We start from the raw sequence: 18,875 nt of genomic DNA, 5'->3' as shown, positions 1-18,875 counted from the left end.
AAGGCCTCTCCATCGAGGATCACTTCATGACCCAGCGCACCGCACCCGTTTTAAAACATTTCATTCACGGCCTGTTCTGGATGAGTCTTGGCCTGGAGGCGGCGCAGGCCGCAGCGGCGAACTGTTCGCAACTGGACAGCTTGCCGGCGACCTTCGAGGTTGGCCAAGGGCTCCAGAGCGAACTGCGCATCCTCGCCCCCGTGACGAAACTGGCCGTCGGCGACCCGAAAATCGCCGATGTGCAACCCAGTGGCAGCGATGCCTTCATTCTCACGGGCCTGGCGCCCGGCGCCACCAGCCTGATGGTCTGGACCGACTGTTCGAAAATACCGCGCCAGAGCATGGTCTTTGTCAGAGGTAGGGCCACTGAGGCGCTGACGAGCGCTGCGAGCATGCCTTCCGAAGACCCGATGCTGCTCGCCCAGGTACAGACCGACATCCGTTTCGTGGAAGTCAGCCGGACCAAGCTCAAGGAAGCCTCGACCTCGATTTTCGGCACCCGCGGCAACTTCCTGTTCGGTTCACCAAGGACCTTGCCCACCATCGGCGGTGTGGTCCGGCCTTCATTGCCGGTCAATAACGACATGTTCAACCTGTCGTTCGCCACCGGTAAGACCCTGTTAATGATCAACGCCCTGGAAGGCAGCGGTTTCGCCTACACACTGGCGCGGCCGAGCCTGGTGGCCCTCAGCGGGCAGAGTGCGAGTTTCCTGGCCGGCGGCGAAGTGCCGATCCCGGTGCCCAGTGCCGGCAGCGACAACGTGTCCATCGAGTACAAGGAGTTCGGCATCCGCCTGACCCTGACCCCCACCGTCATCGGCAAGAATCGCATCGTCTTGAAGGTGGCGCCGGAAGTCAGTGAGCTGGACTTCACCAACGCCGTGAACATCGCCGGGACATTGGTACCCGCCCTCACGGTACGCCGCACCGATACCAGCATCGCCCTGGCCGATGGCGAAAGTTTTGTCATCAGCGGCCTGATCAGCACCCGTAACAGCTCCCAGGTGAACAAGTTTCCAGGGCTGGGCGACGTGCCGATTCTCGGCGCGTTCTTTCGTGACAATTCCATCAACCGCGAAGAACGCGAACTGTTGATGATCGTCACCCCACACCTGGTCCAACCCTTGGCAGCCAACGCGCAACTGCCGAGCTTGCCCGGCGAGCAACTGCGCAATTACGACCCGAACTTCTATCGCATGTACTTCCTTGAAAGTGGCGAGTTTGACAACCGCAGCGGGCTTTCCCAATGAGCCGGCGCCTGATGTGCAAGGCGTTCGATGTCCAACGGCTCGCCAAGGGGTATTCCATGAAAACAGTGATCGCTTTAACGGCGGCCTTGATGCTTGCCGGCTGCGCCAGCAACGGTGTGGTGGCTTCACGCTCGGCCGATTGTGCCAAGCCCGGGGCCGACCAGGAGCTGGCCCTGAACATGGCGGAAGACATGGCCAACGAGGGCCGTCTATACGCCAGCCTGGCGAACCTCGAACGCTTGCCCGAGGACTTGGTCCAGGTCCGCCTGCGCAAGGCTCGGGTGCTGCGGCTGATGGGCCGCAACGAGGCCGAACCGCTGTATAAAAGCCTGCAGGGGACGTGCCTGGCCGCTGACGGTGAACATGGCCTGGGTCAGCTGGCGGCGGCCAAACATGACAATGCGGCCGCGACACAGTACCTCGAACGCGCCGCGAAAATGGCCCCGACCGAGGGCAAGATCCGCAATGACCTGGGGGTGGTCTACCTCAACCAGCGGCGCATTTCAGAAGCCCGCTTCGAGTTCATGACCGCCATGGAGCTCCAGCAGTCCGACACGCTGGCCGCGATCAACATGGTGACCCTGCTGATTTACCAGGACAACTGGAAGCAGGCCGCCGAGCTCGCCAACATGGCCAAGCTCAGCCCCCGGCAAGTAGCAGATGCCCAGGCCCGTGCGGAAAAAATCAGGGGCTCGGCCCCTCAGGCAGTGACGTCACCCGCCAACCGCCTGACCGAAGTTGTCGATGCTTCAACCGGCGCGGTCAAGTAGAGCGTTACGAGGAGTTCAAGAAATGATGACCAAACAATTGATGATCGTGTGCATGGTGGGCCTGTCCACCGCCGCCTGGGCCATTGAGCCAGGCCCCTCCTCGGCCGCTCAGCAAGGCACCGAGAGCTGGATGCAACTGCAGATTCGCGGCGTGGCGGCCTCCACCCACCTGCAAACCGCCTCGGCCGCCGAGCGCGAGATGGCCATGCAGCGTTGGCTCAACAGCTTCAACTATCCGATCCCGGAGTTCTTTGACCAGGACTCGGCAGGAGAAATTACCAGCGGCAAATGAAACACGCTGGAAACGAAACACCGCAGCCTTCGACAGTCCCTGCATTTGATCCGATGCAGGGACTGCCGAGGGCTGCGGTCTTTTAGCTTGAGCGGCCGGCAGACCACAGGCCTGAACCTGTGGGAGCGGGCTCGCTCGCGAAGGCGGACTGCCATTCAACACGTCACTGACTGACCCACCGCTATCGCGAGCAAGCTCGCACACAATGGTGCAGAGCCGCCGCAAAAAGCCGGGGCCGCTGCGCAGCCCAGCGGGAGCAAGCTCCCTCGCCACAGGTGCGGTGTTTCGATTGGAATGATCAGTAGGTAGGTGCCAGAAAAACCTGTGGGAGCGAGCCTGCTCGCGAAGGCGGACTGCCATTCAACACGTCACTGACTGACCCACCGCTATCGCGAGCAAGCTTTGCTCCCACAGATGTCCCCACAATGGGACTGTGGTGAACACAAGCCTCATGAACACCCAAGATCATCTGTGGGGAGCCTGCTCGCGATGGCCGACTTACATTCAACACCTAACTGACTGCCCCACCGCTATCGCGAGCAAGCTTTGCTCCCACAGATGTCCCCACAATGGGACTGTGGTGAACACAAGCCTCATGAACACCCAAGATCATCTGTGGGGAGCCTGCTCGCGATGGCCGACTTACATTCAACACCTAACTGACTGCCCCACCGTTATCGCGAGCAAGCTCGCACACAATGGTGCAGAGCCGCCGCAAAAAGCCGGGGCCGCTGCGCAGCCCAGCGGGAGCAAGCTCCCTCGCCACAGGTGCAGTGTTTCGATTGGAAGGATCAGTAGGTAGGTGTCAGAAAAACCTGTGGGAGCAGACGCCCTCGCCACAGGTGCGGTGTGTTGACCGGAGTGATCAGTAGACGGATGCCAGAAAAACCTGTGGGAGCAAAGCTTGCTCGCGAAAGCGGACGGACAGTCACTACCTTGACCGACTGACCCACCGCTATCGCGAGCAAGCTTTGCTCCCACAGATCGCGCACAATGGGCTGTGGTGAACACAAGCCTCATCACCACAAATAGGCGCGGCCTACATATTCCCGAAAGCCCGGAACACCCCGATCATGGCCGGCCCAATGGCGACCAGGAAGAAGCTCGGCCACAGGCAGAAGATCAGCGGGAAGATCAGCTTGGTGCCAATCTTGGCGCCCATCTCTTCCGCGGCCTGGGTTCGCCGGTCGCGAAACTCGTCGGCGTAGATCCGCAGGGTATCGGCCACGCTGGTGCCGAAACGGATACTTTGCGCCAGCAGGCTGACCAGGCCCTGGATATCCTCCAGGCCGGTGCGCACGGCCAGTTGCTTGAGCGCCTCGGTGCTGGTGATGCCCGCCCGGATCTGCGCATTGACCAACGCCAGTTCCTCGGCCAGTTCCACCTGGCTGACCGACATTTCCTCAGCCACCCGCTCAATCGTCGTCGGCAGGGCCAGGCCCGACTCGACGCACACCACCATCAGGTCCAGCGCATCCGGGAACGCGGCGCGCAGCCGGCCTTGGCGGGCCTGCTTGCGTTTGCCGACGTAGATCGCCGGGATCAACCAGCCAATGCCCGCCATGAGGGTCACCCCCAGCAAGCCAACGGCCAATGAAACCTTGACCATCGGCAGCAGCAACAACGCAACGCCAACCAGCAACAGCGGCAACATCAGGCGCACGGCCCAATACATCTGCACCGCCGAGGCAGACCGGTAACCGGCGTGGGTCAGCAAAGTCTGGGTGGCGGACGTGTGGGCCTGGTCGGTCGAGGCAAAACGCTGGCCGATTCGCTCCAGCAAGAGCTGCAAATTACCCGGCGCCTCCTGCCCTGCGCCGGTGCCGGCGTAACCGCGCTTGATCAGCGCCAGGCGCCGCTGCACCGGATCCTGCAAGCCCAGCACCAACAGCAGGAGCGCAACGGCCGTCAGCACCGTGCTGAGGCCAATCGCGGCGATGAACAACAGGCGGGCCAGTTCTTCGTTACCGGTGAACCGACTCAACAATCCGAGCAGAAAGTCCATGGCTGAAACCTCTCGACGCAACAGCGCTTAAACCTGGATCCGGATGATTTTTCTGATCCAGAAAATCCCGATCAACATGGCGCAGAACGCGCCGATGATCAGCTTGTGCCCTATGGGGTCATTGATCAGCACCGGCATGTAGCTGGGGCTGGTGAGCACGATGGCGATCGCCAGCACGAACGGGATCGCCACCAGCACCCAGGCCGACATGCGCCCTTCCGCCGACAGCGTCCTGATCTTGCGCTGGAACCGGAAACGCCCGCGGATCAAACGGCTCAGGCGCTCCAGCACTTCGGTCAGGTTGCCACCGGTCTCGCGGTGAATGAGGATCGAGGTCACCAGCATCATCACCGTCATGCTCGGCATCCGCTCCAGCAGGCCGAGCATGGCCCGGCGCACGTCGTTGCCGTAGTTGATGTCGGAAAAGGTCATGCCGAACTCCTGGGCGACCGGCCCCTTGTGCTCCTCGGCGACCAGGCGCAGGGTTTCGTTGAACGGGTGCCCGGCGCGCAAGGCCCGGCACATGGCGTCCAGCGCATCCGGCAGACCTTCCTCGAACGCGGCGAAACGCTTGTTGCGGTCCCGCAGGATTTTCAACACCGGCACCCAGGTCACGGCAAAGGCCGCCAGCAGCGCCATCCACCAGACTGGCGAAACCATCAGCACCAAGGCCCCGGCCGCCGTCCCCAGGATCAGACCGAGCAGCATGACCCGATAAGCCCGGTATTCATGGCCGGACTGTTCGATCAGTTGCGTCAGGTTGGCCATGAATGGCAGCTGCTCCAGCCGCGCTTCCAAGGGTGACAGGCGCGTCAGGTATTTCTGCCGCAACACCGTCTGCATGTTGGGCAAGTGGTTGGCCTTCTCCAGCACATGCAGGCGCCCACGAATACGCTTGCGCATCCTGCCGGCCTCGCCGAACACCGGCACCACCACGCCCTGGGACAGCAGGAACACGGCGATGAACACCATGCCCAGGAACATCAGGATGAACTCGCTGGGGATATTGCTCATGACGTCCGGCCCTCCATCCACTCAGGGCGAAACAAGGTCAGCGGCAACTCGATGCCGCGCTTGGCCAGCACATCGCGGAAGGCCGGGATCATGCCACTGGGCCGATACTCCCCAAGCACCTCGCCATGCTCACCGATGCCCTGGCGCGCGAAGGAGAAAATTTCGGTCATGGTGATGATCTCGCCTTCCATGCCGTTGATCTCTTGCATGCTCACCACGCGGCGCTTGCCGTCTTCTTGACGCTCCAGCTGGATGACCACATCGATGGCCGAGGCAATTTGTTGACGCATGGCCTTGATCGGAAACGTCGCCCCGGTCATCGACACCATGTTCTCGATTCGCCCCAGGGCATCCCGTGCAGTGTTGGCGTGAACGGTGGTCAGCGAACCGTCGTGGCCGGTGTTCATCGCCGTGAGCATGTCCATCGCCTCGGCGCCACGCACCTCGCCGATGACAATGCGGTCCGGGCGCATGCGCAGGCTGTTGCGCACCAGTTCCCGCTGGCTCACCTCGCCACGCCCCTCAATGTTCGACGGTCGGGTTTCCAGGCGTACCACGTGGGGCTGCTGCAGTTGCAGCTCGGCCGAATCCTCGATGGTGACGATGCGCTCGTTGTGGGGGATGAAACTGGAAAGCACGTTGAGCATGGTGGTCTTGCCGCTGCCGGTCCCACCGGAAATCAGCACGTTCAACCGCCCACGAACAATGGCCTTGAGCAGCAAGGCAATGGCCGGGGTCATAGTGCCCACCTGGATCAAGCTGTCGGTATTGAGCAGGTCCACGGCGAAGCGCCGGATCGACATGCTCGGACCGTCGATGGCCAGCGGCGGAATGATCGCGTTGACCCGCGAACCGTCCTTGAGCCGAGCGTCCACCAACGGCGAGGACTCGTCGATGCGTCGCCCCAGGCTGGAGACGATGCGGTCGATGATGTTCAACAGATGCTGGTCGTCGCGAAAACGCACGTCGGTGCGTTGCAGCTTGCCGAAGCGTTCGACGTAGACCGAAGCAAAGCCGTTGACCAGGATGTCGGACACGCTATGGTCGGCCAACAGCGGTTCCAGCGGCCCAAGGCCGAGCACTTCGTCAGTGATCTGCTTGATGATCAACTGCCGGCTGGCGGTACTCACCGGCGCGGAATGTTCTTCCAGCAGGCGCTGGCAGATATCGCGAATCTGCCGCGCGGCCTCGGCTTGTTCGAGGGCATCGAGCAATGACAGGTCCATGACCTTGAGCAGTTGCTGGTAGATCTTTTCCCGCCACTCGGCTTCCACCGGCGTGACCTGGCTGCGGGTTTCATACAGCACATCCGGGATGGCCTGTTCCCAGGCCATCAAGGCGTCCGTCGGGTCCGGCAAGCTGTCGCCGGGCTGGGCACCCGCCGAGGTGCCAGGTTTGGCGGGCTGTTTGCGCAAGCGGTTACGAAAGTCGCTGATCATGGGTCATCCCCCGAAGAAACGGTTGAAGGCGCGTTTAAGCAGGCCCTTGTTCGTGGCCATCTGGTGACCGACCAGGTCTTCGGTCAAATCGCGCAGGGCGGCGGTGATGGCCGCCTTCGGCGCATGCAGCCCCAACGGCACGCCAGTGTTCTGACTCTGGCTGACCAGGTTGAAGTCATTGGGCAATTTCGACAGGTTCGCGCAACGCAGGGCCTCGCCGATGTCCTTGAGGCTGACGGCGGCGTTTTTGTCATAGCGGTTGATCACGATCTGCAACTGGTCCCCGCGCACACCGAGGTCTTCGCGAAGAATCCGCACCAAGGCGCTGGCATCACGCAGGTGGCTGACGCTCTGCTGCACCACCACGTACACCCGGTCCACCTGTTCCAGCACCGAGCCGGTGAGGTGATCGATCTGCCGCGGCAGGTCCACCACCACCCAGTCATAACTGGCGCGGGCCAGTTGCAGCAGGGCATCGAGCTGTTCAGACTGGGCGTCCTGGGGCAGGCACAATTCACCGGCCCGACCACCCAATACGTGCAGGGTCGGGCTGAAGTGACTGCAAAAGCCTCGCAGCGCGACGCTGTCCATCTCATCGACCTGCTGCAGCACTTCCAGGTGACTGTGGGACTGCGCCACGTCCAGGTAATGGGTCACGCTGCCAAATTGCAGGTCCATGTCCAGCAACAGGGTATTGCCTGCCCGGGCGCTAAGCTGCTGGGCCAGGTTGCAGGCCACCAAGGTGCCGCCGGAGCCGCCCTTGGCGCTGATCACCGCGACCAACTTCCCTTCGTTGCCGTTGCCGAGACGAACGTCCGCCACCAGGCGATTGAGCGCCGCCACCAGCTCCGTATCGGCGATGGGTTCGGGCAACACATCCCGGGCACCGGCCTGCATCGCCAGGCGCATGCCTTCCTGCTCGCCCAAAGGACCGCACACCAGCATCGGCGGCCGTTCATGGGCCGGACGTTGCAGCAACGCCGAGAGTTCTTCGCGCCACAAATGGCTGACCCGCAGCAGCAACAGATCGGGCATGCGATCCAGCCCATAGAGCGGATCGACATGCCCATTGCTGACCAGGCGCGTGCTGACCTCAAGGCCCGGCATGCGCTGGCAGACGCATTGCAGGTCGCGCAGCGCCGTGGCATCGCGACTGCTGATCAGTATCCGCAGCCCGGCTCTGCCAGTGGTGGTTGAAAGCGGATTTTCCCTGGTGTTCAGCATGGTGTGATCTCCGCGGAATCGGAATGACGCCCAAGGCTTTCGCGTGGCAAGGTTGCCCGGAACGTCGGCAAGGTAATGGGCACGCCCAAGCCGGGAATAAACAGGTTGAACACGAAGTTCTGCACGCTCAGCCGCACATAGCGGATGGCACGAAAGCCGGTGGTGCCGGACGTGTTGGTGGGGTTCGCCACCACGGCGCCGTTGACGTCCAGGTAGGTCAGCGCCAGGTTCGAGGTCGCCAGGTTGCTGATCAACTGACTGGTGCCAGCGTCCGTCGCGGCGTTGAAGATGGCCCGGCGCAGGACCACCGGGTCGCTGACATTGCACACCGCCGCCAGCCTCGCGCCACGTCGCGCGGCTTCATCCAGGGCGTTGACCGTGAAGTACAGCCGGCCCATTTCCACCACGCCGAACAGCAGGATGAACACCAGCAAGCCGACGAAGGAGAACTCCACGATGTAGGTGCCGCCCATGTGTTTGCGATTCATCACAGCGCCCTCATGACGGTGGTCGCCACCAGTTCGATGCCCAAGACGGTGGACGCACCGAAAAAACCAGGGATCACCGTGCCGATCACCGGCGAGAAGGTGTGCTTGATGGTGACGCGCACATGATCGATGCCCTCGGTGACGACCTCCACGTCGGCCGTGGTCAACCCGGGCACCACGGCGTCGCCGGCATTGCTGGGCACGCCATACACCGCCACGTTTTTCGTCTGGGTCAGCAACGTGTTGTTCAGCGTGATGCCGCCCAGGGTGGTGTTCCACGCCTGGCTGGCGACGAAGCGATCGGCATCGCGGCTGGCCTGCAACAGCACGTTGTACTGGTAGAGCATCCGGCCGAACTCGCCGAAGGCCAGCAGCAGCAACAGCAGCAACGGCAGCACCAGGGTGAACTCCACCAGCGCCACGCCTTGTTGGGCTCTTGCGGGTTTGAAATGAGAAAGTCCCATGACGCCTCCTACGAGTCGGTGCTCGGCGTGCCGCTGCCGTTGAGATAGGTTTTGTAGAGCTGGATGATCTGTGGGCCGGAGTCGGAAGATGGCGTCGGGCCGGGCACGTTGTCGCCTTCGCACTCCTGGACGAACTGGCCGAAGATGATCGACTCCGAACCACCACCGTTCACCGGTTGCAGGACGAAATAGCAGCCAAACCCCAGGACCGGAATCGACGTCGAGCCGCTCAGTTTCCCGGCGCAATCGCCAATCACGATCTTCAGCATCCGGCGCTCGAAGACCCCGTTGCTTTCACAGCCGCTGGCGCCCCCCGCCACACAGGCGGCGACCTGGGCCCGCCAGTCGTTGTAGTCCTGTATCGCCTCGCCGCCCGCCGAGAGATCGCCGTTGCTCGAGGTGATCGCCTGGCCTTTGTATTCCGGCCGGGGGACCGAATCGTTGTAGGTGATTGCCGGGCTGCCTGAAGACGTGACCAGGTCCGGTGGATAATCCGAAGAACTGACCGGGCCGTTATAGACACCGAAACGGGTGTTCAAGCCTTGGGAAGTCGGGCCGGCTTTATTGCCCGGCGCCGTCTGGACGTTGTCGCCAACGCTGCGGCAGACCGAGCCCCCGCCGGCCAGGTCCTCGCGGACCGCACTGCCGCCGGAGCCGAAATCCAGCAATTGGAAGTTGCCCGGGCCGATGGGCGAGGTGTTCCCCGCCGCCGTCTTCAAGACTTCCAGATCGCCAAATTGATACCCCCAGAAGTTGCCGGCGGCCGGGTTGTACTCAGTGGGCTCGCCACAGACCATCAACGGCGCCAGGTCACACGGCGAGGTGGGGCTGGGACCCGCCGTGGCAATCGCCGCCACGCGCTTGTTACCGAGCCCGGCACTGCCCATGGTTTGCACGAAGCTCCAGAAAAAACCGTCCAATTGATAGCTGGCCACCGACACCCGCACGTATTTGGCATCGCTAGGCCCAGGGTAGGAGAACGGGCCATAGACGCTGCTGGCCAGTTCCACCACGGCGAACGCGCCCGGGTTGCCGGCAACCGCGGTGGCCAGCTCGGTGTTGCCCACGGCGCTGGCATTTCTGTTCAGCGTATCCAGGGCAGCCGCGCGGGTGGTGCTGGCCATGTTGATGCCGCCACTCACCTGGCTCAGGGTCTTGGCGCCACCCAAGGCCGCGGCATCCACCGCATTTTGCAGGCGCGTCTTGTTCAGCAGCATGTGCCCGCCATCGAGGGCCAACGCCGCCATCATGGAAATCGCCACCAACGCGATCACCATCAGTACACTCACCGCCCCTCCCTGGCGCCGGATATTGGCATTCATCATCGAGCCCTCACCTACAACGTTTGAGGATCGGCATCGCCACGGCCCGCAAAGGCCTGGCATGGAGGGATCACTCAGCGGACATTGATCACGCTGCTTTCAACCCCGCGGATCAGCGTGACAGCCCCGCCTTGCGGCTTGGCACTGCGCTGCACCACTGGTTTGGGCACCGGGGCGGCTGCCATGGCGATGACCGGCGCAGGGGCTGGCGGCGCAACGGCCACGGCCTTTTTTTCCAGGTTCAACGGGTTGCGCAAGGCCAGCTGCAGCTTGCCTTCGGTCTGCGCGGTGACCAGCGCTTCGGCTTCGGTGGCGGACATTTCCAGGGTCACGGCCCGCACCACCACTGGCTGGGTCTTGTCGGTGCCCGCCGTCTGGTCCACCGCCAGCACCCGCAGGTTTTCCAGGATGGTCCGCGACGTGGCGCTGTTGCTGCCGGCGTTGGTGGTCTTGGTCGCCAAGACATCGACCCGGTTACCTGGCAAGAGGAAGCCCCCCACGCCAACCACATCGTCCACGCGTACCGAAATGGCGCGTTTGTCCGGTGCGATCAGCGAAGCCAGGGTGCTGCCGCCCAGGTGCTCGCTCAGGCGTGCGCCCCGCACAATGTCGCCGCGCAGGATGTCGAAGGTGGCGATCTTGCCCACGGCCTGTTCGCTGGCATCGAAGGCATCGTCCGGGATCGTGTCCATGGGCATGCGCACGGTCGTGACCTGCTGGGCCTCGACCATTTGCCCGAAGGGAATTTCCACCGTCGCGACCACCACGCTTCGCAGGTGATCATCGGGGGTCGCGTTGAGTCGCGCGCTCAGCCAGGAGTCAGCCATCCATGCGGCACCAAGGCCCATTACCAGGGAAACGCCTATCAGCGGAAGCGTACGAGAGCTCATGTCGGTATCTCCAGATCAAAGGAAGTCGAGCTGAACGAAGTAGTTGTGCCAGGCCCAATCCAGCTCTTGCGGCGACAGGGGCCCGGAACCGCCCAGGTAACGCTGGCGGTCGAGCGCCATGTTCAACAGGTCACGGGGATGGCAAGGCACCAGCGGCATGCCTTCGCCGCCATACAACCGCTGCAGGACATAACGCACCAACAACGGGTCATAGGGGATGCCCAGGCGTTCGCATTCCTGGCGCCAGATGCGTTCGTACTCCTCGGGCTTGAGGTAGCCGAACTGGACCTTGTAGCCAATGCGCCGCAGGAAGGCCTCGTCGGCCAATTCGAGGGGATTGAGGTTGGTGGAAAACACCAGCACCAGGTCGAACGGCAACTCGCAATGCCGACCGCCGCCCAGGTTGATGAAGTCGCGCTTCTCCTCCATGGGCACGATCCAGCGATTGAGCAATTCGGCCGGGGCCATGCGCTGGCGACCCATGTCGTCAATGATGAACAGGCCGTTGCTGGCCTTGAGCTGCAACGCCGCCTGGTATTGCCGGGTGAACGGGTCGTAGCGCACGTCCAACTGCTCCATGCTCAACTCGCCGCCGGTGATGACGATCGGGCGTTTGCAGCACAGCAGCCGGCGGTCAATGCCTTCGTTGAGCATCAGGTTGTTGGTTTGGCTGTTGTCATCCAGGCGCTGGTGCACCTGTGGGTCGTAGATTTCGATCACCGACTCGTTGATGACAATCGCGTGGGGCACCCAGATGGCTTCGGCGAACAACCGGATCAGCCGGCTGCTGACGTAGGTTTTGCCGGTGCCCGCCGGGCCGTAGATCATGATCGCTCGCCCGGAATTCAGGGCGACGCCCAACTGGTCGAGCATGCCTTGGCTCAGCACCATCCCCGCCAAGGCCTGGTTCATGTCCTTGGCGGTGATGCGGCCGTGGTGAATGGTCTGGATCTTGATCAGCGAGCGATAGGTGCTCACCGGAAACGGCGCAGCGCCGATGTAGCCACTGCGGGCCAGGGCATCACGGGCGGAGCTTCGGCCGCGCTCGGTCAGGCCATAACGCAACGTCTGCCCGCCGGTCTGGCCCAACTGACCCAGCACTTCGACGCGACCATCCTTGCGCAGGAACGCCAGGACTTCTTCCAGTACCGCGCCGGTCAGGGCCAGGCGCTCCACCAGCCGCGACATGTCCAGCACACCGCCATCGTGCAGGTGCTTGCACACCAGCTCACCGAGGAAACTGTCGCTCAGGCCGGTGTCGCGAATGGTGCATGGCTGGGGTGCCAGGCGTTGCACCGCTTCCCGTTCGCTGGGGTAGGCATCGCTATCGTTGATGACGTGCATGACTAGACTCCCCAGCCGCCGGCAACCAGTTGCCAGTAGACGCTGTTCAAAGTACCGATCAGGATCGCAATCGAATAAGGAAAGGGTTTGCCGGCTACTTCATCCGACGTCGGCGCCAGGTAGGACTGGGCTCGCACCATCAACCAGTAGCGTCCCAGGGTCTGGAGCAGTTGGCCGCGGGCCAGGACGATCAGGAAACCGCACACACCGCCGGCGATCAGGCTGAACAGCGCCGCCCACAGTGCGTAATGAAAAGGCAGGAAGCTGCCGACCATGGTCATCAGCTTGACGTCGCCGGCGGCCATGCCACCCACTGCGTACATGGGCAGGAACAACCCGAAACAGACCAGCATGCCCAGCAGGCTGTCGCCCAGGCCGCCGATCCCGCCGGTATAGACCTGGCCGGCCAAGCCCAGGGCAAGGCCCAACAGGACCAGCGTGTTGGGGATGCGGTGGCGACGCAGATCGCTCACCACCGCCACACCCAGCAGTCCTACCAGCAGTACCGTCGACACCAGCAATTCCATGGACATGATGCGTCTCCATAATGCGGTTGGGGTTAGCAGGCAGCGCCTTTAACCGCGGCACAAAGTGCAGTGATCCGATCATTCACCGCACCGCCTAGCAGAACGAACATCGCGGCAACCGCCACCGTAATCAGCCCACCGGCCACGGCGTATTCCACAATAGTCAGGCCATCTTCATCGTCGATAAACTTAACTATCGAAGTGCTCAGTCTTTGAACTTTCATGTCATTTACCTCACTTCAACGGCAATAAAGCCGGCTGATCAAGAACAACGCGAAGCCCATTGAGCAACTACTTCGAAGCTTTATCAGATCCTGCTGAAACCGGCGCCTCGATGGGCTTCATCCCATTCCCGACAGGGGCGGTTGTCAGCAAGCAGCGCCCTTGACCGCGGCGCAGAGTGCGGTAATCCGGGTATTTACGGCGCCACCCAGCAAGCCGAACATCGCCGCCACCGCCACCGTGATCAACCCACCGGCCACGGCGTATTCCACAATGGTCAGGCCATCTTCATCTTTGGCGAACTTCACTACCGAAGCCTTGATTGTTTGAAGAGTCATTTCGCACACCTCATTGGGGTTGTTTTCTCAAGAGGCAGTACATTGCGAACTGCCTGATGCAACCCTAGTCAGCGGGTGGTCATTGCCGTTAGGAGGATTTTGCACATCGCTAGGATTTTTTTGCGCGGGGTGGGAAAGAGGCCGGGGCGGGGAGTTGGCCCCTGCGACAGCCCTGGGCAGGCGTCCCGCGAGAGGATGACGGGAAGAAATAGGATTTTTATGAAAAATAATCCGGCGAAGTGATAGCACAGTGACAATACTGCTAGCTAAAGGGCAGAAAGAACCTGTGAGTAGTCGTCCTATGGCACCCAATCCGACTGGAAAGCCAAAGCTGTTATGGTTCGATCTGACTCATGATCGGTCCACTCAGGAACTCGTCTCCCAGTTCCGGGACACCTGCGACTGCACGCTGGCAAAAAACGCCATGCTGCCCAGCGCGGTACAGGTCGACATGATCTGCATCCATTTCGACCGCCCGGACACGCCGGGCCTGCGACGCCTGTTGGAGATCAAGCGGACCGTGCCCGGCACCCCCATCACCATGTTCACCGTGCAGCACTCCGAGGAACTGGCGGTGTGGGCGATGCGCTCCAGCGTCTGGGAATACATGGTGCTGCCCTTGTCCGTCGCCGAGCGAAAGCGCTACCTCACCGCCGTGGCCCAGCTGTGTGAGCTGCGCCGCACTACCAGCGGCCGGGGAAGAACCTCGCAGATCGACCACTCTCCGACCCTGCCGGACAGCATTCGCCTGACTTCCGGGCACCAGAAACACCAGGCCCTCAGCCACATCATGCTGTACATCGACCAGCACTTTCGTGACAGCATCGATCAGCGCGACCTGGCCAAGCGCTGTGGCATGACGACGTTTCGCTTCAGCCGGGTGTTCAAGGAAGCCAATGGGCTCGGCTTCACCGACTACGTGCTGAACAAACGCATGAGCTTCGCCAAGGAACTGCTCGACAACAGCCAGATGCCCATCACCAGCATCGGCTATGAGGCCGGCTTCAAAGACCCGTCCTACTTTGCCCGCGCCTTCAAGCAATACGCCAGTTGCACGCCAAGCGAGTACCGTCTCGCGTACCAGATGCGCAGCGCGAGTCCTGCACCGGAGCCTGCGGATGAGGCGGCCCTGGAAGCGATTGAAAACCTGGTGCACAGCCTTGAGGGTTGAACAGTAGTCGGTGCGCGCAGCCCAGGCTCATGGGGCGAGCTTTCTTCTCTCGATTGGAATGGACAGCACGATGCTGGTCCGCGTCTCTCCGTACGCGTTGATTTTCGCGATGATGTCCTCGATCTCAGCCATGGACCTGGCGTAGATCCGAATCAGATAGGAGTCATTCCCCGTGATGTGCAGGCACTCGACGACCTCGGGTATGTCGGTGAGCGTCGCGATCAATTTGGCTTTTGCCGGCTTGAGGGTGGTAATGCCGACGACGGCCGATATGCCGTAGCCCAGCTTGGTAGGATCCAACTGAGCGCAATAGCCCTTGATGACCCCGGAGTCTTCAAGTTTGCGCAACCTGTCATTGGTGGCAGGAATAGAAAGCCCAGCATGCTTGGAAAGCTCTGTGATGGAAATGCGACCACAGTCCTGTACCTTACCCAGGATTTTGACGTCTATACGATCCATGTGCGTTTTCCCCGGTTCAAAGTATAAATTTTAATGAAAACCCCGCATTTTTCATTAAAAAAAGCATGCACCAAAATAAAGCAGCGCGCTAGTCTATTCCCAGCCTGAAAAACCTGAAAAAGAATCCGGGTAATCAATAGCCCTGCTCTTTAGCGTGACGCACTCATAATAAAATATTCTCTCCAGGGATGGTGTTCGCATGGAAGATGAAAAGAAAAAGTGTGGAAAAAAGCCTCACCCGTTGATTCAGCACATTGGCACGCAAGTCCTAAATCTCCGCCACTTCAAGAAAGACCAGATACTGATGTACCTGATGGGCGTCAGCTTCTTTTCGCTGGGTGCCAAGTGTTTCATCATCAGTCAACTGGGTACCGATCCTCTAGACGTCTTGATCATCTCGATCGATAAAATTCTTCTGCTCGGCATGGGTGTTTGTTCGGCTATCGTGTCGCTGTTCTTCCTGACCTGGTGGATGCTCTGGAACAAAAAATACCCGCCGATAAGCCCCTTCATTACCACGACGCTGACCGGACTGCTGATTGATCTCTGGTCGTGGCTGGGGCTCGGAGAGTATTTGATCGTCAGAATGAATGAGTACGCGTTATTGGCCTCGGGGCTGATGTTATGTGCCTATTCATCCGCATTGATCATCATGAGCGGTATTGGCATCAGGATCATGGATCTTGTGGTATTGACCATGGTATCCAAATGGAACTGGTCATTCACCAAAGCCAAAATGATTATTGAAATCGGCATCTTTTCCAGCGGTTGGCTTTTAGGCGGGCCGTTCGGTATAGGAACAATTGCATTCCTGCTGGTAATTGGCCCGCTTATTCAACCGTTCATGAACATGAATGCCAAGCGCTTTGCACTTAAGAACTATGGATTGATGAGCGCTTCATCCTCTTACTAATAAGAAACATGACTGCCCTCTAGGGCGGCAGGATGGCTTCGCCTCGATTTTTTTAAACCGATGCTATTGATGGCAACTTCCGTGATGAGGAGTGAAAGATGGACACTACAAAAAATAAAAACTGGACCTTGGAAAGCAGCCCGGCAAAATTGGAAGAAATACTTCCTGGGGGTGCCGTGAAGTGTCATCTTTCCCCACGCAACTGTGTCATTCAGGAAGGCAAGGTAGGGTTTTGCAAGGTACGCGGAAACCGTGGGGGCAGGCTCGTTACATTGAACTATGGCAAGGGCGTCCACAGCACCGAGGAAACAATCGAAACCGAAGCCGTTTTCCACTTTGCCCCCGGTGAGCGGATCCTGTCCCTGGGCAATATCGGCTGCATGCTCAACTGTGGTTACTGTCACAACTGGAAGACATCACAGGCCAAGTACGTCACCGACAAGGACGTTTACTACTACACCCCCGAACAGGTGGTGGAGACCGCGCTCAAACACGGCATACGCGTCATTTCCTGGACCTATAACGATCCGGTTGTCTGGCATGAATTCATCCTCGACACAGCAAAGCTGGCCAAGGAAGCGGGCCTGATCAATCTTTATAAATCGGCGTTTTTCATCAGCGAAGAAGCCATCGATGAATTACTGCCGGTCATCGATATTTTCTCGATTTCGCTGAAATCCATCTCCCCGGAATACTACCGCAAGGTCACTACCGGCTGGGTAGAGCCCGTTCTGGCGGGCATCAAGAAAGTCTATGACGCCGGCAAATATGTCGAGGTCAGCACCTTGATGGTGACCGACATCAGCGACGACGAAGAAACGGCCCGGAAAATCAGCCAGTGGGTCCTGGATGAACTGGGGCCGAACGTACCGCTGCACTTCGTCCGGTTTCACCCCGATTACAAGATGAGCAACAGCATCCGTACGCCGGTGGACAGGCTGCTGAAGGCTCGGGACGTGGCTCGGAGCATGGGCGTCGAGCATGTCTACCTGGGTAACGTGAATGACGTCGAAGGGACCAACACCAGTTGCAACCACTGTAACGCCCTGCTCGTCACCCGTTATGGCTTGAACGCGGAAATCATCGGGCTGGACAGCAAAGGGTGCTGCTCTCAGTGCGGGCACGATGCGCATTTCAAATTACTCGGCGAACACCAGGCGTACGCCCCCGTCGAGTTGCGCGAGGACGCGTTGAGCGCTTATGAGAAGCGTAAGTTCGAGTGGCACGGGGACATCGTGTCGCTGCACGCCCAAGTGCTCAATACCGAAGACTTCGAACAGACCGTCTACCTGCGACGCAATTACACCGATGGGCACAACAGTGAGTGGAAGTCATTGACCTTGCGTCCCCATGAAAGCTATCGATTCATCATTGCCAAGGCCCGCATCGATGAAACAGGCCCTGAGGTCTGGCTCCCCAACGGCGTGAACTCCAACCTCCATGAAGTTTTCGACAGGGCTCACTTCCCGACAGAGTCGATTGAAGAGATCGGCATTTCGCAAAATGACATCACCCCGACCGTTGGTTACGAGGGCAAGCAGAACATGTATGAACAGGTCATCAAACTGGTCAGCCAAGCATGAAAGTGTCGACTGAAATACTTCATATCAAGGTGGATGACCGGGACGCTCACCCTTCGGTAACGCCTATTTATCAGTGCAGCGCGTTCAACGCGGACTCGGCCTTCTTCTACTCAAGGAAAGCCAACCCCAATGTGACTGAATTGGAACAGGTCGTCGCGTCCCTGGAGGGCAGCGAATATGCCCTGGCCTACAGCACCGGGATGAGCGCGATCTATATGGTGTTGGAATTGTTGAAACCGGGCGCTTCGCTGGTCATCAACAAATACATTTATGGCTGCTCTTATAAATTGTTCCAGCGCTATGCGGCACGTATCGGCGCGCACCTGACGATTCTGGATCTCACCACGGCCGAGGGTTTGAAGGGCTTGCCGGCGAACGTCGACATGGTGATATTCGAAACACCGACCAACCCGTTCCTGAAAGACATTGATATCCATGCCGTCAGCAGGGCCGTCAAGCAAAACAACCCGCTGGCCCTGGTGGTCGTTGACAATACCTGGGCCACGCCGATATTCCAGAAGCCGTTGAACTTTGGCGCCGACATTTCCCTGTACAGCGCAACCAAATACTTCTCCGGACACAGTGATGTCATGGGCGGCCTGGTGCTGGTCAACAATGAGACGATCTATAACCGCCTCCTTGAGGGCCGCTTTTATTCAGGCACGATACTGACCCCCAATAGCGCCTGGTTGCTGCGCAGGAGCATGCAGACGTTCAACCTGCGCATGGAAAAACACACCCAGACGACCGCTAGCATGCTCAATTATCTGCGTGAGTTGCCCTTCATCGAGCATGTCTATTACCCACGCATCGATGGCAAGCAATTGACCGGTTATGGCGGCATTGTGTTTGTTGATATTCGGCCGGACCTAGTGCCCTTTTACAAAACGTTCACCAGCGCACTCAAATGGTTTGGCACGGGCACTGGAATGGCCTGTGTCACGTCAATGGTCGCCCAGCCCTTCAGTGGCAGCCACGCCTCGATGACGGATCAGGAAAAAGCCGACATGGGCATCGAGAAGGGCCTGGTTCGATTGTGCTTTGGCCTGGAGGATCTCGACGATCTCAAGGAGGATCTGCTCCAGGCATTCGAAACCATGGAAAGCAAGGTCGATCAGAAAGATCCTGCATAGCGGTGTCATCACGAGCAACGAGCCTTC

The 18,875-nt window shown here is 60.1% G+C and carries 20 protein-coding genes; 7 read left to right on the top strand and 13 right to left on the bottom strand.

The window, feature by feature from the left end; translation table 11 throughout:
* Window positions 1-26 precede the first annotated feature (26 nt).
* Genes J3P88_RS08890 through J3P88_RS08880 form a run of 3 tightly spaced genes read left to right on the top strand, consistent with a single transcriptional unit; the run spans window position 27 to window position 2,312 of the window.
* Window positions 27-1,250 carry a type II and III secretion system protein family protein gene (locus J3P88_RS08890; protein ID WP_186707171.1) on the top strand — a complete coding sequence of 408 codons (1,224 nt, stop codon included), beginning with the start codon at window positions 27-29 and terminating at the stop codon, window positions 1,248-1,250.
* Between the two features lie 56 nt (window positions 1,251-1,306).
* A complete protein-coding gene (locus tag J3P88_RS08885; protein ID WP_186730583.1) occupies window positions 1,307-2,020 on the top strand; it encodes a tetratricopeptide repeat protein in 714 nt (237 codons plus the stop codon).
* 22 nt (window positions 2,021-2,042) lie between these two features.
* Window positions 2,043-2,312: a DUF3613 domain-containing protein gene (locus J3P88_RS08880; protein ID WP_186707169.1), complete on the top strand. Its 270-nt coding sequence runs from the start codon at window positions 2,043-2,045 to the stop codon at window positions 2,310-2,312.
* 1,039 nt (window positions 2,313-3,351) lie between these two features.
* Here the strand turns inward: J3P88_RS08880 and J3P88_RS08875 are convergent.
* The 12 genes from J3P88_RS08875 to J3P88_RS08820 form a co-directional block, all read right to left on the bottom strand.
* Complete coding sequence (locus tag J3P88_RS08875; protein ID WP_434574730.1) at window positions 3,352-4,317, bottom strand: type II secretion system F family protein; 966 nt, start codon at window positions 4,315-4,317, stop codon at window positions 3,352-3,354.
* Between the two features lie 27 nt (window positions 4,318-4,344).
* Window positions 4,345-5,331 carry a type II secretion system F family protein gene (locus tag J3P88_RS08870; protein ID WP_434574728.1) on the bottom strand — a complete coding sequence of 329 codons (987 nt, stop codon included), beginning with the start codon at window positions 5,329-5,331 and terminating at the stop codon, window positions 4,345-4,347.
* A complete protein-coding gene (locus tag J3P88_RS08865) occupies window positions 5,328-6,770 on the bottom strand; it encodes a CpaF family protein (RefSeq protein WP_186707166.1) in 1,443 nt (480 codons plus the stop codon). The genes J3P88_RS08870 and J3P88_RS08865 overlap by 4 nt, the downstream gene beginning before the upstream one ends.
* 3 nt (window positions 6,771-6,773) lie before the next feature.
* Window positions 6,774-7,994 carry an AAA family ATPase gene (locus J3P88_RS08860; RefSeq protein ID WP_434574726.1) on the bottom strand — a complete coding sequence of 407 codons (1,221 nt, stop codon included), beginning with the start codon at window positions 7,992-7,994 and terminating at the stop codon, window positions 6,774-6,776.
* Window positions 7,988-8,482 carry a TadE family protein gene (locus J3P88_RS08855; protein WP_207964778.1) on the bottom strand — a complete coding sequence of 165 codons (495 nt, stop codon included), beginning with the start codon at window positions 8,480-8,482 and terminating at the stop codon, window positions 7,988-7,990. The genes J3P88_RS08860 and J3P88_RS08855 overlap by 7 nt, the downstream gene beginning before the upstream one ends.
* Window positions 8,482-8,946, bottom strand: coding sequence for a TadE/TadG family type IV pilus assembly protein (locus tag J3P88_RS08850; protein ID WP_434574724.1), 465 nt, complete (start codon window positions 8,944-8,946; stop codon window positions 8,482-8,484). Before J3P88_RS08850 ends, J3P88_RS08855 begins: the two co-directional genes overlap by 1 nt.
* A gap of 8 nt (window positions 8,947-8,954) precedes the next feature.
* Window positions 8,955-10,271, bottom strand: coding sequence for a TadE/TadG family type IV pilus assembly protein (locus J3P88_RS08845; RefSeq protein WP_186730972.1), 1,317 nt, complete (start codon window positions 10,269-10,271; stop codon window positions 8,955-8,957).
* A gap of 71 nt (window positions 10,272-10,342) precedes the next feature.
* Complete coding sequence (gene cpaB, locus J3P88_RS08840) at window positions 10,343-11,158, bottom strand: Flp pilus assembly protein CpaB (protein WP_186707161.1); 816 nt, start codon at window positions 11,156-11,158, stop codon at window positions 10,343-10,345.
* 15 nt (window positions 11,159-11,173) lie between these two features.
* Window positions 11,174-12,502: an AAA family ATPase gene (locus J3P88_RS08835; protein ID WP_186707160.1), complete on the bottom strand. Its 1,329-nt coding sequence runs from the start codon at window positions 12,500-12,502 to the stop codon at window positions 11,174-11,176.
* A 2-nt stretch (window positions 12,503-12,504) separates the two neighbouring features.
* Complete coding sequence (locus J3P88_RS08830) at window positions 12,505-13,035, bottom strand: A24 family peptidase (protein WP_434574721.1); 531 nt, start codon at window positions 13,033-13,035, stop codon at window positions 12,505-12,507.
* Window positions 13,036-13,061: 26 nt separating this feature from the next.
* The gene (locus tag J3P88_RS08825) at window positions 13,062-13,253 is read right to left on the bottom strand and encodes a Flp family type IVb pilin (protein ID WP_434574719.1); all 192 of its coding nucleotides are present in this window, start codon (window positions 13,251-13,253) and stop codon (window positions 13,062-13,064) included.
* A 144-nt stretch (window positions 13,254-13,397) separates the two neighbouring features.
* On the bottom strand, window positions 13,398-13,589 hold the full coding sequence (locus J3P88_RS08820) for a Flp family type IVb pilin (RefSeq protein ID WP_434574717.1): 192 nt from the start codon (window positions 13,587-13,589) through the stop codon (window positions 13,398-13,400).
* Window positions 13,590-13,890: 301 nt separating this feature from the next.
* Between J3P88_RS08820 and J3P88_RS08815 the strand changes: the two genes are divergently transcribed.
* A complete protein-coding gene (locus J3P88_RS08815) occupies window positions 13,891-14,760 on the top strand; it encodes a response regulator transcription factor (protein ID WP_434574716.1) in 870 nt (289 codons plus the stop codon).
* Between the two features lie 27 nt (window positions 14,761-14,787).
* On the opposite strand, the gene J3P88_RS08810 is transcribed toward J3P88_RS08815, so the two are convergent.
* Window positions 14,788-15,219 (bottom strand): Lrp/AsnC family transcriptional regulator, encoded by a 432-nt coding sequence (locus J3P88_RS08810; RefSeq protein WP_060741195.1) that lies wholly within the window; start codon window positions 15,217-15,219, stop codon window positions 14,788-14,790.
* A gap of 199 nt (window positions 15,220-15,418) precedes the next feature.
* On the opposite strand from J3P88_RS08810, the gene J3P88_RS08805 reads away from it, so the two are divergent.
* The 3 genes from J3P88_RS08805 (at window position 15,419) to J3P88_RS08795 (ending at window position 18,848) form a co-directional block, all read left to right on the top strand.
* Window positions 15,419-16,132, top strand: coding sequence for a YczE/YyaS/YitT family protein (locus J3P88_RS08805; protein WP_434574715.1), 714 nt, complete (start codon window positions 15,419-15,421; stop codon window positions 16,130-16,132).
* 98 nt (window positions 16,133-16,230) lie between these two features.
* Window positions 16,231-17,715 carry an AmmeMemoRadiSam system radical SAM enzyme gene (gene amrS / locus J3P88_RS08800; RefSeq protein WP_431481309.1) on the top strand — a complete coding sequence of 495 codons (1,485 nt, stop codon included), beginning with the start codon at window positions 16,231-16,233 and terminating at the stop codon, window positions 17,713-17,715.
* Window positions 17,712-18,848 carry a PLP-dependent transferase gene (locus tag J3P88_RS08795; RefSeq protein WP_434574713.1) on the top strand — a complete coding sequence of 379 codons (1,137 nt, stop codon included), beginning with the start codon at window positions 17,712-17,714 and terminating at the stop codon, window positions 18,846-18,848. The genes amrS and J3P88_RS08795 overlap by 4 nt, the downstream gene beginning before the upstream one ends.
* Window positions 18,849-18,875: the final 27 nt, after the last annotated feature.

The organism is Pseudomonas sp. Z3-6, from assembly GCF_051131985.1.
In the GTDB taxonomy this organism is placed as follows: domain Bacteria; phylum Pseudomonadota; class Gammaproteobacteria; order Pseudomonadales; family Pseudomonadaceae; genus Aquipseudomonas; species Aquipseudomonas zanjanensis.
The sequence above is the reverse complement of the archived record's forward strand: the minus strand, read 5'-3'. Positions and strand labels throughout refer to the sequence as shown.